This window comes from Bradyrhizobium cajani (genome assembly GCF_009759665.1).
Lineage (GTDB): Bacteria > Pseudomonadota > Alphaproteobacteria > Rhizobiales > Xanthobacteraceae > Bradyrhizobium > Bradyrhizobium cajani.
Genome location: NZ_WQNE01000003.1, coordinates 111908 through 126080, shown reverse-complemented (window position 1 = coordinate 126080; position 14173 = coordinate 111908). Strand labels below are relative to the sequence as shown.

Below are 14173 nucleotides of genomic sequence, written 5' to 3'. Positions count from 1 at the left end.
CCGCTAATCCCTATGATGCGCCGCGCAAACATGGCTCTCCATAGCAGCCGGGCAGGGGAAGCGCAAAGGGCGGGCCGGCCGGTTTGGGACCCTTCAATCGACCGTTCCAAGCCGCGGAAACGCGTCCGGCGCCGCGGCCAGCATGGCGCGGGCGCGGGCGGAATCGTCGTCCATCTGGCGGATCAGGGCTTCGAGACTGTCGAATTTCAGCTCCTCGCGAATGAAGCCGACGAAAGCGCAGTCGAGGGTCTGTCCGTAGAGGTCGCCCTTGAAGTCGAACAGGAAGATTTCCAGGAGCGGGCTGCCATTGTCGAAGGTGGGGCGGCGTCCGAAGCTCGCCACGCCGTCGAGGCGCTCGGCGCCGCGGCCGACCCGCACCGCATAGATGCCGTGCTTGAGGCCGCAATTGGCGTCCAGGCGTATATTGGCGGTGGGATAGCCGAGGTCACGGCCGCGCTTCTCGCCGTGGATGACCTCGCCGGTGATGAACCAGGGCGCGCCCAGCATGGTCGTGGCCTCGTCGAGGAGGCCCTCGGCGAGGGCGATCCGGATGGCGCTGGAGGAGACCGGCCGCTCGTCGATGTCGACATGGGGCTGCACGTCGACCTCGATCCCGAGCCGGGGCGCCTCGTTGACCAGCAGGCTCGGCGAGCCGACCCGCCCCTTGCCGAAATGAAAGTCGTAACCGACCGCGATTCCGCTGACGCCGAGGCGTCCGATCAGGTCATGGTGAATGAAATCTTGCGCGCTGGTCCCGGCACGGGCCTTGTCGAAGGTCATGACCACGGCACCGGCAAGCCCGGTGCCGGCCAGAAGCCGCAGCTTGGCCCGTTCGTCCGTCAGGCGGAATTGCGGAGTGTTGGGGCTGAAAAACCGCCGCGGGTGCGGCTCGAAGGTCAATGCCAGCGCAGGGCGGCCATGCGCGCGGCCCATTTCGAGGGCTGCCGCGATCACGGCGCGGTGGCCGAGGTGGACCCCGTCGAAATTGCCCATGGCGACCACGGCGCCCTTGGGGATGGCGGAGTCCGGCGTGGTGTCGCGGATAACGGTAAATTGCGGGGCCATCAGGGGAATTCTCGAGCCGGCAGGACTGGCCGGGACCGTGGCTCGACCGGCCGGACGAAGTCAAGCGGGAGGGGGCGACCGCATCGAACGCGATTTCAGTCCTTATTCAGTTCCTGGGGGGCGCCCGCAGTTAACGCGCTGTTTAACGCCTTGATGCTAGTCCTTGGGCGTGGAACTGCCGGGCTCCGGCCTGGCAGGTCCGATCGTAATGTTCCTGGGTTTGCGTTTGGGGGAGTCGAGATGGCGGTTGATTTGACGATGCCGGTTCTGGTGGTGGATGACTACAGCACCATGATCCGTATCATCCGGAATCTGCTGAAGCAGCTTGGCTTCGAGAACATCGATGATGCCAGCGACGGTTCGGCGGCGCTGAACAAGATGCGCGGCAAGAAATACGGGCTCGTGATCTCCGACTGGAACATGGAGCCGATGACGGGTTACGACCTCTTGCGCGAAGTGCGCGCGGACCCGAACCTCGCCACCACGCCCTTCATCATGATCACGGCGGAATCCAAGACCGAGAACGTGATTGCGGCCAAGAAGGCCGGCGTGAACAACTACATCGTCAAGCCGTTCAACGCGGCGACGCTGAAGACCAAGATCGAGGCGGTCTTCCCGGACATGGCGAGCGCGTAAGCGCGCGCTCGAAGCCATTCAGTGAATTCGGAAGGCCCGGGCTTGTCCCGGGCTTTCTGCGTTGGTTTCGTCATTCCGGGGCGGTGCGCCAGCAGCGAACTATGGTGCGCAGTTGCGCACCTGAGAATCTCGAGATTCCGGGTTCGCGCTCCGCGCGCCCCGGAATGACAGAGATTAAGCCATCACCACTTCAATTCGCGCATCAGCGCCATCGGCGGGTGGCCGAACAGCTCCATCACCGATGTCGGGTCGAGTTGGTCGAGGCCCTCGAACTCCTCGGAATGGATGCCGCGGGTGACGAACAGGCAGTCGATGCCGAACTCGCGTGCGCCGGTTAAGTCGGTGCGGACGGAATCGCCGATCGCCAGCACCTTCTTCCGGTCGATCTGGTGGCCCTGGCGCTCGCCGGCGAGCGCCATCGCGCGCTCGTAGATCGGCCGGTGCGGCTTGCCGTAGAAGATCACCTCGCCGCCGAGCTCGCGATAGAGCTCCGCGATCGCGCCGGCGCAATAGATCAGCCGGTCGCCGCGTTCCACCACGATGTCGGGATTGGCGCAGACCAGCGTCAGCTTGCGCTCGCGCGCCTTCAGCATCATGCCGCGATAGTCTTCCGCCGTCTCGGTTTCGTCGTCATAGAGGCCGGTGCAGACGATGTAATCGGCCTCCTCCAGCGGCGCCGTCACCGCATCGAGGCCGCGATAGATCGAATTGTCGCGCTCGGGCCCGAGCCAGAACATCTTGCGACCGGGATGATCGGCGACATAGAGCCGCGTCAGGTCGCCCGAGGAGACGATCGCGTCATAGGTCTCGTCGGCGACGCCGAGCTTGCGCAATTGCCGCTGCACGGAGTCGGCGGGGCGCGGCGCGTTGGTGATCAGGATCACCGTACCGCCGCGACTGCGATAGGTGTGCAGTGCCTCGCAGGCTTCGGGGAAGGATTCGAGGCCGTTGTGGACCACGCCCCAGATGTCGCTGAGCACGACATCCACGCCACCCACGAGCTCGCGCAGGCCTTCGGCGAAATGCAGCGTGGTCATGATGCGTGCAGCCGATCAGATGCGGCGCGCGAGCGCCGCGTTGCCGGTGATGCGCTGTGGCGGAGGCGCTGAAGACGTCGCGCCTGAGCTGGTTGTGCCGGAGCCATTGGATCCCTGGATGTCCTGCGCCTGGTTCGGCGAGGCCCCGCCGGTAGCAGATGCTCCTTCCGGTCGCAATGGCCGGGGCGGCGCGAACAGAAAGCCCTGGCCGAACCGCACGTCATAATCGAGCAGATCGACCACCGCGCGCTCGCCTTCGATCCGCTCGGCAATCAGGTCGATGCCGAAACGGCCGAGCAGGTCCGAGAGGTCGGACGGGTGGATGTCCGAGGTCGAGGCCTGCCGCGGGTCGAGCAGCAGCGTGGCCGGCACCTTGATGAAGCGCACGCCGCGGTCGGCGAGCTCGCGCGGTTCGATGCGCAGGTCCGTAACATGGTCGATCGAGAAGCGGAAGCCACGCTGTGCGAGCGCTGCGAGGTTCTCGGTCTCGACCGGACCGAGATTGCGGAAGGTGGACTGCTTGAACTCCAGCACCAGCGACGGCGCCAGCGCACGGTTGGCTTCGAGGAAGTCCAGGCACTGCGCGAAGCTGGTGGAATTGCCGAGCGTGGAGGCCGCGACGTTGCAGAACACGCCGACGTCCTTGTTCCGCACCATCAGGCGCCGCAGCACCTGCACACAGCGCAGCATCACCATGTTGTCGATGCGTCCGATCAGGCCCGAGGCTTCGGCGATGCTGATGAATTCCTCGGCCGCGATCAGCTGGTCGCGCTCGTCGCGCAGTCGCGTCACCGCCTCATAGAACCGCACCTTGCGCTGCGGCAGCGTCACCATCGGCTGGAGGAAGATGTCGATGCGGTTCTCGTCGACCGCGTTGCGCAACGTCGCCAGCAGCTGGGTCTGATTGCGCCCGTTCGCGGCCTGGGCCTGAACCGCCGGTGCGGGCCGCGGCTGCGTTGTGGAAGGCGGAGGCGCCGCAGGCAGCGGCGCCGGTGCACCCGGCCGTTCCTCGATCGTCGCGATCAGGTCGAGCGGAGCCGCCGGCTCCTGCCTCTCGACCGGGCCTGCAGCTGGCACCGGGGTGGCGCCGGCCAGCAGGTCCTCATGGGCCGAGACGGTGGTGGCGAGTTGCTTGACCAGTCCGCCGAGCTCGTTGATCTCGCCGACCACCGACTGGATGCGATCGGAGTTGGTCGAATTGGACGAGGCGATGCGTCCCTCGATCGCAGCTAACCGGCGGCCGAACTCGGCGACCTGGCGGGCGAGGTCGGCGGTGCCGCGCGAGAGGTCGGCGATCTGGCCGCCGACGTCGCTGCGGTCGCGCAGCCGCATCGACACCGCGTTGTAGAGGATCAGGAAGGTCAGCGCCGTCAGCGCCACGATCGCGGATTCGGTTCCGCTGATGCCGGCGACCGAATAGAGCACAAGCCCGAGCGAGGCCGCGACCAGAACCATGCAGATGGCGATGAAGATCGTCGAGATGCGAATCATGCCGCGCGTTACGCCTCAAGAGCTGACTGTCCCACCCGGGAAAACACGGGCCGCCGTCCGGCCTCGTCACGCCTCATGCTCCCCCAAGCCGTATCATCTTAACATCATTGTTGATTCGAGGGGATAGCGGCCTCTGCGGGGCTCCCGAGCATGATCGGAGAAGCGTGCAGCGGTTTTTGACAGATCACGGCTCAAACAGCCTAAGTCAGGCCGGCCCGGCGAAAGCCTTCGAGGTAGTGCTCGCGGTCGGTGGCGAGCTTCATCGGCATGAACTCGGCGATCCAGGCCAGCGACACGTTCGGCTGGGCGCGGCGGAGTTCCTTCAGCGCGGCGCGGGCCATGTCGGCCTGCCCGGCCATGCCGGCGGCGGCGGTCAGCACACGGTGCCCCCCGACGAAATCGCCGCGCTGGCGCAACGACTCCTGCGCGAGCCGGATCGCTTCCGCGTAGTCGCTGCCGAGGAAGCGGGCAAAGGCGGCGATGCCGAAATAGACCGGCGCATAGGGATCGCGCGGGCTGAGGCGGATCGCCCGCCGCGCAGCCTCGTCCGCGTCCTGCCAGCGGCCGCAATAGCCGAGCGTCAGGCCATAATAGCCCTGCGCCAGCGCGAAGTTCGGGTTGAGCCGGAGTGCGGTCTCGAATTCGGCCAGCGAGTCCTCGAACCGCCGCGCGAACAGGTGGACGTGGCCGAGCGCGTTGTGGGCCCAGGCGTCCTCATCGTCCGCGCGGATCGCCGCCCGCGCGGCGCGCTCGGCGGCGGGTATTGCCGTCACCATCTCCATCCAGCCCATATGCGCAGTGAACATGTAGCTGGTGCCGAGCAGGCCCAGCGCCTTGCCATAGGCCGGATCGAGCGCGATGGCCTTCTCGAGCAGCGCCTGCGCCACGACATGATCCTGCCGCGTCACCCGCCAGTAATGCGAGAGCGCGCGCATCACGAGATCCCAGGCGTCCATGCTGTCGGGCGGCTTGCGCTGGGCGCGAAAGCTCTCGGCGGCATAGAGCTGCGGCTCGATCGCGGCGACGATCGCCTCGGTGATCTCGTCCTGGACGGCGAAGACGTCGGCGAGTTCGCGGTCGTAGCGTTCGGCCCAAAGATGGCTGCCGGTGGCGACGTCGTTGAGCTGCGCCGTGATGCGGACGCGCTCGCCATCCTTGCGGACGCTGCCCTCGACGACATAGCGCACGCCGAGCTCTTCCGCGATCTGCCGAAGATGCACCGCGCGGCCCCTGTAGATGAAGGAGGAGTTGCGCGCGATCACGAAGAACCAGCGCAGCTTCGACAGCGCGGTGATGATGTCCTCACTGATTCCGTCGGAGAAATAGTCCTGCTCGGCCTCGCCGCTCATGTTTGTAAAAGGCAGAACGGCGATCGCGGGACGATCGGGCAGCGGCAATCGCGCCGACGCCGGGGCGGCCGGCTTGTCGGCCACAGCCGGTCTCGTCGTGTCTGAAAGTTCGGTCACCTCGCCGACGAACCGCATGCCCTTGCGCGCGACGGTGCGGATCAGCCGCTGTTCCTCGCCATTGTCGTTGACCGAACGGCGCGCCGCATTGATCCGGCTGGTCAGCGTCGATTCCGAGACGACGCGGCCGTTCCAGATGGCATCGAGTAGATTATCCCGTGTCACGACGCGTTCGCGGTTGCGGACGAGATAGGTCAGGAGATCGAACACCTGGGGTTCGAGTGCGACGAGCGTGCCCGCACGCCGCAATTCGCGACGCTCGGGGTCGAGCAAGAAGTCCTCAAACCGAAACGTCACACCGCCCTCCCGGCTCCCGCCCGGAAATCAAGGCCCTCTCAGCGTAAAATAACGCCGCTCTCAAGGCCAGCGAGCCGCATGCGCCCTATCGTCCCGGCGTTCAACCGCAGGAGATTGCCATGTCGACATCCGCAGCACTCAAGCCAGCCGCAACCCAACCCGATCTCGCCGCCGTCAAGCAGCGCCAGCATGGCGCCTGGTCGTCCGGCGATTATGCCATCGTAGGCACCACCTTGCAGATCGTGGGCGAGCAGCTGTGTGAGGCACTGGATTTACGTGCCGGCAGCAAGGTGCTGGACGTTGCCGCCGGCAACGGCAATGCGACGCTGGCCGCGGCGCGGCGCTGGTGTGACGTCACATCCACCGACTATGTGCCGGCACTGCTCAAGCGCGGCCGCGAGCGTGCGGCCGCCGAGCACCTGATGATCGAATTTCGTGAGGCGGATGCGGAAGCTCTGCCGTTTGCCGATGGCAGCTACGACGTCGTTCTCTCGACTTTCGGCGTGATGTTCACGCCGGACCAGGACAAGGCGGCGTCCGAGCTCGCGCGAGTCTGCAAGTCAGGCGGCAAGATCGGCCTCGCCAACTGGACGCCGCAGGGTTTCATCGGTCAACTCTTCAAGACCATCGGCAAGTATGTCGCCCCGCCGGCAGGCGTGAAGTCGCCGGCGCTGTGGGGCACGCCGGCTCGACTCGAGGAGATGTTCGGAAGCCAGGCTTCCGAGATCGCCGCCGAGCCGCGCATGTTCGTCTTCCGCTATCGCTCGCCGGATCACATGATCGACGTCTTCAGGTCGTTTTACGGGCCGATGCTGAAAGCCTTCGCCGCGCTCGACGAGAGCGGCCAGGCCTCGCTGAAGCGCGATCTTCTGGCGCTGCTCGGTGAGTTCAACCATGCCGATGACGGTACGATCGTCGTGCGCAGCGAATATCTGGAAGCGGTGATCACCAAACGATGATTTGCGGTCGAGGCGATGATCAGGCCGGCATTCGGCCTGACCATCGCCATCAGGCCGGTGCGGCGGCGCCGACCGTGTCTGCCGAGACGGCCTCGCGGCTGCCGAGCGGCTTCGGCCGCCCGGCGGTCGTGTCGCGCAGGGTCTGCCGTTCGACCTCCGAGTTCAACTCGGCCCCGAACATGATCACGATGGCCGACATCCACATCCACGTCATCAGGCCGATCGCCGCGCCGAGCGAGCCGTAGGTGGCGTTGTAATTGGCGAATTCCGAGAGATACCAGGAGAGCAGCGCCGAGCCGGCGATCCAGAGGATGGCGGCGGTCACCGCGCCGAGGCTCAGCCATTGCCAGCGCGGCGCATCGCGGCTGGGCGCGAAGCGGTAGAGGACCGCGAGTGCCACGAGCAGGATGAGGAACAGCAGCGGCCATCGTGCCAGCGCCACGATCAGCTTGCTTTCCGGCGCCATGCCGAGATGATTGAGCGCGAGCGGGAAGGCGACGACGGCCGCCACCATCAGCAGCAGCGCCACGATGCCGCCGACGGTGAAGGCCAGCGACACCATGTTGAGCTTGATGAAGCTGCGCTTCTCGCGCTCCTCATAGGCGACGTTGAGGGCATCGAAGATCGCCTTGACGCCCGCATTGGCGCTCCAGATCGCAAGCAGAAGGCCGAGCAGGAAGGTGGCGCCGAGCGTCGTGTTGCCATGCGACACCACGCGCGCGACCTGGTCCTCGACGATCTGGAACGAGCCTTCGGGTAACATCGTCGCAAGCGTCTGCAGATTGGCGCTGATCGTCGAGGGATCGGCGAACAGGCCGTAGGATGAGACGAGCGCCGTGACCGCGGGGAAGATCGCGAGCAGCCCGAAAAAGACGACGCCGCCCGCCGTCGCGAGCAGGCGATCCTCGTCAATGCGCTGATAGGTGCGCCAGAAGATATCCTTCCAGCCCGCCCAGGGGATCGTGAACGGGCTCTTCGCATGGCGGCCGTGACCCGGCTGCGCGGCCGCGCCTGCCGGGTTCGTTTCGGGCGAATTCGCCTCGCTGTTGCGGCGGTCTTGCGGAGGTCCCGAGCTGGTCCGGCCGGAGTCCTGGAAGTAGCGCTCCGCGGTGAGCACGAACACGGCCGTCGCCGCCACCAGCAGCCAACTGTCGATGTGCTCGGAGCGCCGCGCCAGCATTCACGCCTCCAGCCCGTGCCTGTGCCGCCGCCGGCGGGCGGCCGTCAGTCCAAGCAGGCCGACGGCCGCGAGCATCAGGCCGAGCTGCACGGGGCGGTTGGTGCGGGCCGGCCAGGCCTTGCTGTCATAGCCTCGCTCGCCCGGCGCGAGTGGCGCCAGGGGAATCGTCGTTGCGACCTCCTTCACCGCCTGCTTCACCGTTCCGCGCGGGATGCGCGGCGTCGCGATCGCCACGCGCATGCGGCTCGCAAGCGGCACGACCGGCTTGGTCGGCCGCTTCATCATCGCCACGGCCACCCCGGCGCAGGCTGCGGCGAGCACCAGCAGCACGGTCGCAACCGCACCAAACCCCCAGAATTGCCCATAGGTGATGGCGACCCAGCGGTAGAGAGCCATCAGACCGACAAAGAGGGTCGCGATCAGGAACAGCCCGGCTGCGGCGAACAGCCCCGCCGCGACCGCGTAGGACGTGGCGCGTCCCGTGGCCTGGCTGGTGCGGTCGCGCAGGTAGGACCGGGCGGCGCGCTTGAGATGGTTGAGCTTGAGCGCCACGCCGGCGCGCAGCAATTCGCCCGATGGCGCGAGCATGCGGACATCCTCCAAGAGCGAAAAAAATCGCCCGGGGGATGAACGTGGCGGTATTTGACTTGTTCCGACGGAGTGCGTCGCCGCGCCAGCGGATCAGCCGAGATCGGCAGCCGCGATCCAGAACACCTCGCCCTCGGATTCCTCGGTGTCGAGCCAGAGCAGCGGTAGTTCCGGAAAGGCTTCGTCGAGCAATTCGCGGCCGCGTCCGATCTCGCAGAGCAGCCCGCCGTCCGCGGTGAGATGATCGGGCGCATCGCGCAGGATGCGGCGCACCACGTCGAGCCCGTCGGCGCCGCCGTCGAAGGCGAGCTTCGGCTCGGCCCGGCACTCCGGCGGCAGCGCCGCCATGCCGTCCGCATCGACGTAAGGCGGGTTGGTGATGATGAGATCGTATTTGTTGTCGCCGAGCGGGGCGAACAGGTCGCCGCGATGCAGCGTGATGCGCTCATCGAGCCCGTGCTCGCCGACATTGCGTGCGGCAACTTCGAGCGCGCCCTTGGAGATGTCGACGGCATCGACCGCGGCGTTCGGGAAATGATGCGCGGCGAGGATCGCGAGACATCCCGATCCGGTGCAGAGATCGAGCACGCGCCCGACGGCGGTGGGGTCATCGATCAGCGAGCCGGCCTCGCCGTCGCCGCCGAAATGCGAATCCAGGAGCTCGCCGATGAAGGAGCGCGGAACGATGACGCGCTCGTCGACATAGAAGGGCTGGCCGCGCATGTAGATCTTGTTGACGAGATAGGCGGCCGGTTTACGCGTGGCGACGCGCTTGTGAATGAGATCGAGGATGGTCTTGCCTTCCGCCGACGTGACGCAGGCATGGGCAAAGATCTCGAACTGGTCGGGATGCAGATGCAGGGCCTCGCAGACCAGGAAGACGGCTTCCGCAACCGGATCGGTCGTGCCATGCGCAAAGGCGAGCTTGGCTTCGACGAAGCGGCTCACCGCGTAACGGACGAAATCGATCAGCGTGAGCAGCTCGCCACGGCCGACCTTCGCGAGCTTTGGCGCGGCGCGGCTACGCGCGGTTCTCTTGGATGCTCTTGCCATCAGGATCGGGTCCAGCGTGCTGCGGCCTCGTCGTCACGGGCCTGGGCCTCGACCCAGCCGGTGCCGCTGGCGCTCTCTTCCTTCTTCCAGAACGGCGCGTTGGTCTTGAGGTAATCCATCAGGAACTCGGCCGCCTGGAACGCCGCCTGGCGATGTTGCGACGCGGTCAGCACCAGCACGATGTTCTGGCCGGGTATGAAGCGGCCGACGCGGTGGATGATCGTGACGCCGTTCAGCGGCCAGCGCGAGGTTGCCTCATCGGCGCGGCGCTGGATCTCCTCTTCCGCCATGCCCGGATAATGCTCGAGCGTGAGTGCCGAGATCTTCGCGCTGCCCTCGTCGGCGCGGCAGATGCCGCAGAAGCTCACCACGGCGCCGATGTCGGTACGGCTCCCGGTCAGGACCGCGATCTCGCGCGCAATGTCGAAATCGTCCTGCTGGATACGGATGGTGACGGGGCAGGGGGTGACAGGGGAGGTCATGGCCTAGCCGCCGGTCATCGGCGGGAAGAACGCGATCTCGCGGGCGCCGGCGATTGCGGCGTCCGACTTGACGTGGGCATGGTCGATCGCGGCACGGATCACCTTCGGCTTCTCGAAGGCGTAGGCATAAGCCTCGCTCCGGCCGGACAGCCATGCGATCAGCTCCTCGACGGTGTGGACGGTCGCCGGCGGCTCGATCGTTTCCTCGGCCTTGCCGACGCGCTCGCGCACCCAGGCGAAGTACTTCACCTTCATCCTTCATCCTCCTTGATGAGGTGATGGATGCCGGCGCGGAAATAGTCGTAGCCGGTGTACATGGTCAGGATCGCCGAGGCCCAGAGCAGCGCCAGTCCAATCATCGAGACGACGGACACCACCTCGTCGCCAGCCGGGCCAGCGAGCAGGAAGCCGATGGCGACGAGCTGGACCGTGGTCTTCCACTTCGCAAGCTTGGTGACGGGCACGCTGACGCGCAGCGCGGCGAGGTATTCGCGCAGGCCCGAGACCAGGATCTCGCGGCACAGGATCACGATGGCGGCCCACAGCGACCAGCCATGGATGATGCCGTCGGCGGCCAGCATCAACAGGCAGGAGGCGACCAGCAGCTTGTCGGCGATCGGATCGAGCATCCGGCCGAACGCCGATTGCTGATTCCAGATCCGCGCATAATAGCCGTCGAGGTAGTCAGTGACCGCAGCCGCGATGAAGATGGCGACCGCGACCCAGCGCAGCCACAGCGGCTGATCCAGGATCGACTGCGCATAGATGCATCCGACCACGACCGGGATCGCGGCGATCCGGCCATAGGTCAGGATGTTCGGGAGGGACATCGCGCGGCTGGTCGTCCCTCGTGTCGTGGCGATGTTCATCCGTCCTACCAATACCGCTGCTGCCTGAAGGTCAACCGTCCCGCCCCCAAATGGGGTGCGGGATACGACGACCATATGACCGCGGTCCCCTTTAGTTCATCCCGGCTGGGGATGGAAATACTCGAAAATCCTGCGGGCGCTCTCGGCGCTCACCCCCGGAACCTTGCCGAGATCGGCGATCGAGGCCCGTTCGATCTCCTTCAGGGTCCCGAAATGATGCAGCAAGGCACGTTTGCGTGACGGTCCGATGCCCGGAATCTCCTGCAAACCGGCCTCGCGGATGTCCTTCTTGCGCAGCTTGCGGTGCGAGCCGATGACGAAGCGATGGGCCTCGTCCCGCAGGCGCTGGATAAAATAGAGCACGGGGTCGCGCGGCTCCAGCTTGATCGCATCGCGTTCCGGCATGAACAGGGTCTCGCGGCCGGCATCCCGGTCGGGTCCCTTGGCGACCGACATCAGCGAGACCTGGGTCAGCCCGAGATTTGCAAAAATCTCGCGCACGGCGTTGAGCTGGCCGCGGCCGCCGTCGATGATCACGAGGTCGGGCCATTGCGGGAAATCGTCGTCCTTCGCCTTGGCCACACCCTCCTCGGGTGGATTGATGAGGCGCTTGAAGCGGCGCTCCAGCACCTCGCGCATCATGGCGTAGTCGTCGCCGGGCGTCAGCCCTTCCGACCTGATGTTGAACTTGCGGTACTGGTTCTTCACGAAGCCGTCCGGCCCGGCCACGATCATGGCGCCGACCGCATTGGTGCCCTGGATGTGGCTGTTGTCGTAGACCTCGATGCGCTTGGGCGCCTGGGGCAAGTTCAGCGTCGCGGCCATGGCCTCGAGCAGCCGGCTCTGCGTCGCAGTGTCCGCGAGCTTGCGGCCGAGCGCCTCGCGCGCATTGGTCAGCGCGTGGGTGACGAGTTCCTTCTTCTCGCCGCGCTTGGGCGCGGTGACCTCGACCTTGTGACCCGCCTTGATCGACAGCGCGTTGGCGAGCAGCTCGCTCTCCTCGATCTCGTGCGAGAGCAGGATGTTCTTCGGCGGCGGCTTGTCGTCGTAGAACTGGGCGAGGAAGGAGCCGAGCACCTCTTCCGGGGTGAATGTCTTCTCCGCGCGCGGAAAATAGGCGCGGTTGCCCCAGTTCTGGCCGGTGCGGAAGAAGAACACCTCGACGCAGGAAAAGCCGCCTTCCTGGTGGATGGCGAACACGTCGGCTTCCTCCACCGTGCGCGGATTGATGCCCTGCTGCGACTGGATCGCCGACAGCGCGGCGAGGCGGTCGCGGTAGAGCGCGGCGCGTTCGAATTCGAGCTCGCCGGAAGCCTTCTCCATTTCGCCGGCAAGCTCCTGCTTCACCGCATGGCTCTTGCCGGAGAGGAAGTCGGTCGCCTCGCGCACCAGGGTCGCATAGCCGGGGAAGTCGATTTCGCGCGTGCAGGGACCGGCGCAGCGGCGGATCTGGTAGAGCAGGCAGGGCCTGGAGCGGCTCTCGAAGAAGGAATCGGTGCAGGAGCGGATCAGGAACGCGCGCTGCAGGGCGGTGATGGTGCGGTTGACCGCGCCGGCGGAGGCGAACGGGCCGAAATAACGCCCGGGGCGGGTTTGCGCGCCGCGATGCTTGAGGATCTGCGGCGCCCAATGGTCGCCGGTGATCAGGATGTAGGGAAACGACTTGTCGTCGCGCAGCTGCACGTTGAAGCGCGGCCGCAGCTGCTTGATGAGGTTGGCTTCCAGCAGCAGCGCTTCGGTCTCGGTATTGGTCGAGACGATCTCCACGGTCACCGTGGCGGCGATCATGCGCAGGATGCGGGCCGGCTGCGGTGCACTCTGGCGCGCATAGTTGGACAGGCGCTTTTTGACGTTCTTGGCCTTGCCGACATAGAGCACGTCGGCGTTCGCATTGAGCATGCGATAGACGCCGGGCGAGGTGGGAGCGAGCCGGACCGCGCGCTCGATCGCCTCGTGGCCGGTCGCCAGCGGGCCCTCGCCGACCGCGCCGCTCTCTTCCAGGATGTCGGGCAGCCGCGCATCGTCCTCGTCGTCGCCACCGGCGCTGGCGGGATCGATGTCCGGCGGCGCCAGATTCTCGGGCGGGGCGTCCGCGGCGGCGGGGCGCGACGCTTTGCGCGCCCGTGCGTCGTCCGGATTATCGGTGGAATCGTGAACCATGGGGCGAATTTAGGCGCTGGGGGTGCCGATTTGAAGTTCCGGCCATCCCGCACGCACAGGGATGACGACAAGGTTCCCGGTAACGCTTCCTTAAGTCTGTTAAGCGCGCGGTAACGGGTCTTAACAGGCCTTTAACTTAAAACTCTCGATAAATTTTACGCGAAAGGTTCTCGGTTCCGTGACCTTGCGACAGGCCCGTGCGCGGCGGCGCAGGCCTCGCGACCGGTTGCGGCAGTTGCGTTGGAGAGTGTGATGAGGGGGCTCGTTGTGGGCGCAGCCGCGTTGGTTGCGGCCGGCTGGACAGCTTCGGCGGAGGCTGCCGATCTAAACTACGGGCAGCGTGCGCCCTACACCGTCAATCAGCCGCTGAACGCCTATAGCTGGGCCGGCCCGTATCTGGGCGCCAATCTCGGCTATGAATGGGGCTCGGTGAGCAACAGTCCCGTGAAGCCCTCCGGCTTCGTCGGCGGCGTGCAGGCCGGCTACAATTTCCAGAACGGCCCATGGGTGTTCGGCGTCGAAGGCGACATCCAGGCCGCGGGCGCCGACGACACCTTCGCGCCGTGGAAATTCTCCAATCCCTGGTTCGGCACCCTGCGCGGCCGCGCCGGCTATGCCTTCAGCAACGTGCTGTTCTACGGCACGGCCGGCCTCGCCTTCGGCGAGCTGCGTGCGCAGACCTTCGGCTGGACGGAATCGCACACCACCGCCGGCTGGACCATCGGTGCCGGCGCGGAAGTCGGCTTCGCGCCGAACTGGAGCGCCAAGCTCGAATACCTCTACATCGATCTGTCGACGAGTCAGTTTGCAATTACCGGCGTGTCAAACGGCTATAGCGCCAGCGTCGTGCGCGCCGGCGTGAACTATCACTTCTGATAGCTGAAGAAGAA

Annotated in this window: 14 protein-coding genes; 3 read left to right on the top strand and 11 right to left on the bottom strand. The window is 66.1% G+C overall.

Features of this window, described 5'->3' with window-relative positions; genetic code table 11:
- Positions 1–93 precede the first annotated feature (93 nt).
- Positions 94–1065 (bottom strand): bifunctional riboflavin kinase/FAD synthetase, encoded by a 972-nt coding sequence (locus GPL20_RS05550; protein ID WP_157328486.1) that lies wholly within the window; start codon positions 1063–1065, stop codon positions 94–96.
- Positions 1066–1305: 240 nt separating this feature from the next.
- Between GPL20_RS05550 and GPL20_RS05545 the strand changes: the two genes are divergently transcribed.
- Complete coding sequence (locus tag GPL20_RS05545; protein WP_122400980.1) at positions 1306–1701, top strand: response regulator; 396 nt, start codon at positions 1306–1308, stop codon at positions 1699–1701.
- A gap of 182 nt (positions 1702–1883) precedes the next feature.
- Here GPL20_RS05545 and GPL20_RS05540 read toward each other — a convergent pair whose 3' ends face one another.
- The 3 genes from GPL20_RS05540 to GPL20_RS05530 form a co-directional block, all read right to left on the bottom strand.
- Complete coding sequence (locus tag GPL20_RS05540) at positions 1884–2738, bottom strand: TIGR01459 family HAD-type hydrolase (RefSeq protein ID WP_157328484.1); 855 nt, start codon at positions 2736–2738, stop codon at positions 1884–1886.
- 15 nt (positions 2739–2753) lie between these two features.
- Positions 2754–4229 (bottom strand): EAL domain-containing protein, encoded by a 1476-nt coding sequence (locus tag GPL20_RS05535; RefSeq protein WP_157328482.1) that lies wholly within the window; start codon positions 4227–4229, stop codon positions 2754–2756.
- Between the two features lie 200 nt (positions 4230–4429).
- The gene (locus GPL20_RS05530; protein WP_347340018.1) at positions 4430–5992 is read right to left on the bottom strand and encodes a winged helix-turn-helix domain-containing tetratricopeptide repeat protein; all 1563 of its coding nucleotides are present in this window, start codon (positions 5990–5992) and stop codon (positions 4430–4432) included.
- Between the two features lie 119 nt (positions 5993–6111).
- Here GPL20_RS05530 and GPL20_RS05525 point away from each other — a divergent pair, with 119 nt between their 5' ends.
- Positions 6112–6951 carry a class I SAM-dependent methyltransferase gene (locus tag GPL20_RS05525; RefSeq protein ID WP_157328479.1) on the top strand — a complete coding sequence of 280 codons (840 nt, stop codon included), beginning with the start codon at positions 6112–6114 and terminating at the stop codon, positions 6949–6951.
- A gap of 49 nt (positions 6952–7000) precedes the next feature.
- Here the strand turns inward: GPL20_RS05525 and GPL20_RS05520 are convergent, their stop codons facing one another.
- From GPL20_RS05520 to uvrC, 7 genes are all read right to left on the bottom strand, one after another.
- Positions 7001–8131: a YihY/virulence factor BrkB family protein gene (locus tag GPL20_RS05520; RefSeq protein WP_157328477.1), complete on the bottom strand. Its 1131-nt coding sequence runs from the start codon at positions 8129–8131 to the stop codon at positions 7001–7003.
- The gene (locus GPL20_RS05515; protein ID WP_157328475.1) at positions 8132–8719 is read right to left on the bottom strand and encodes a phage holin family protein; all 588 of its coding nucleotides are present in this window, start codon (positions 8717–8719) and stop codon (positions 8132–8134) included.
- 93 nt (positions 8720–8812) lie between these two features.
- Positions 8813–9772 carry a 50S ribosomal protein L3 N(5)-glutamine methyltransferase gene (gene prmB / locus GPL20_RS05510; protein WP_157328473.1) on the bottom strand — a complete coding sequence of 320 codons (960 nt, stop codon included), beginning with the start codon at positions 9770–9772 and terminating at the stop codon, positions 8813–8815.
- Positions 9772–10254 (bottom strand): molybdenum cofactor biosynthesis protein MoaE, encoded by a 483-nt coding sequence (locus GPL20_RS05505; protein ID WP_157328471.1) that lies wholly within the window; start codon positions 10252–10254, stop codon positions 9772–9774. Before GPL20_RS05505 ends, prmB begins: the two co-directional genes overlap by 1 nt.
- A gap of 3 nt (positions 10255–10257) precedes the next feature.
- Positions 10258–10509: a molybdopterin converting factor subunit 1 gene (moaD, locus tag GPL20_RS05500; RefSeq protein WP_157328470.1), complete on the bottom strand. Its 252-nt coding sequence runs from the start codon at positions 10507–10509 to the stop codon at positions 10258–10260.
- Entirely contained in the window at positions 10506–11123 is a 618-nt protein-coding gene (pgsA, locus tag GPL20_RS05495; protein ID WP_157328468.1) for a CDP-diacylglycerol--glycerol-3-phosphate 3-phosphatidyltransferase, read from the bottom strand. Before pgsA ends, moaD begins: the two co-directional genes overlap by 4 nt.
- A 96-nt stretch (positions 11124–11219) precedes the next feature.
- On the bottom strand, positions 11220–13283 hold the full coding sequence (gene uvrC, locus GPL20_RS05490) for an excinuclease ABC subunit UvrC (protein ID WP_157328466.1): 2064 nt from the start codon (positions 13281–13283) through the stop codon (positions 11220–11222).
- A 252-nt stretch (positions 13284–13535) separates the two neighbouring features.
- Between uvrC and GPL20_RS05485 the strand changes: the two genes are divergently transcribed.
- Entirely contained in the window at positions 13536–14159 is a 624-nt protein-coding gene (locus tag GPL20_RS05485; protein WP_157328464.1) for an outer membrane protein, read from the top strand.
- The last annotated feature ends 14 nt before the right edge of the window (positions 14160–14173 follow it).

Excerpts from the sequence above, each read along its gene's own strand:
- prmB (WP_157328473.1), bottom strand. The coding sequence starts at position 9,772 with ATGGCAAGAGCATCCAAGAGAACCGCGCGTAGCCGCGCCGCGCCAAAG.
- GPL20_RS05505 (WP_157328471.1), bottom strand. The coding sequence starts at position 10,254 with ATGACCTCCCCTGTCACCCCCTGCCCCGTCACCATCCGTATCCAGCAG.
- pgsA (WP_157328468.1), bottom strand. The coding sequence starts at position 11,123 with ATGAACATCGCCACGACACGAGGGACGACCAGCCGCGCGATGTCCCTC.
- moaD (WP_157328470.1), bottom strand. The coding sequence starts at position 10,509 with ATGAAGGTGAAGTACTTCGCCTGGGTGCGCGAGCGCGTCGGCAAGGCC.
- GPL20_RS05535 (WP_157328482.1), bottom strand. The coding sequence starts at position 4,229 with ATGATTCGCATCTCGACGATCTTCATCGCCATCTGCATGGTTCTGGTC.
- GPL20_RS05520 (WP_157328477.1), bottom strand. The coding sequence starts at position 8,131 with ATGCTGGCGCGGCGCTCCGAGCACATCGACAGTTGGCTGCTGGTGGCG.
- GPL20_RS05540 (WP_157328484.1), bottom strand. The coding sequence starts at position 2,738 with ATGACCACGCTGCATTTCGCCGAAGGCCTGCGCGAGCTCGTGGGTGGC.
- GPL20_RS05550 (WP_157328486.1), bottom strand. The coding sequence starts at position 1,065 with ATGGCCCCGCAATTTACCGTTATCCGCGACACCACGCCGGACTCCGCC.
- GPL20_RS05525 (WP_157328479.1), top strand. The coding sequence starts at position 6,112 with ATGTCGACATCCGCAGCACTCAAGCCAGCCGCAACCCAACCCGATCTC.
- GPL20_RS05515 (WP_157328475.1), bottom strand. The coding sequence starts at position 8,719 with ATGCTCGCGCCATCGGGCGAATTGCTGCGCGCCGGCGTGGCGCTCAAG.
- GPL20_RS05545 (WP_122400980.1), top strand. The coding sequence starts at position 1,306 with ATGGCGGTTGATTTGACGATGCCGGTTCTGGTGGTGGATGACTACAGC.
- GPL20_RS05485 (WP_157328464.1), top strand. The coding sequence starts at position 13,536 with ATGAGGGGGCTCGTTGTGGGCGCAGCCGCGTTGGTTGCGGCCGGCTGG.
- uvrC (WP_157328466.1), bottom strand. The coding sequence starts at position 13,283 with ATGGTTCACGATTCCACCGATAATCCGGACGACGCACGGGCGCGCAAA.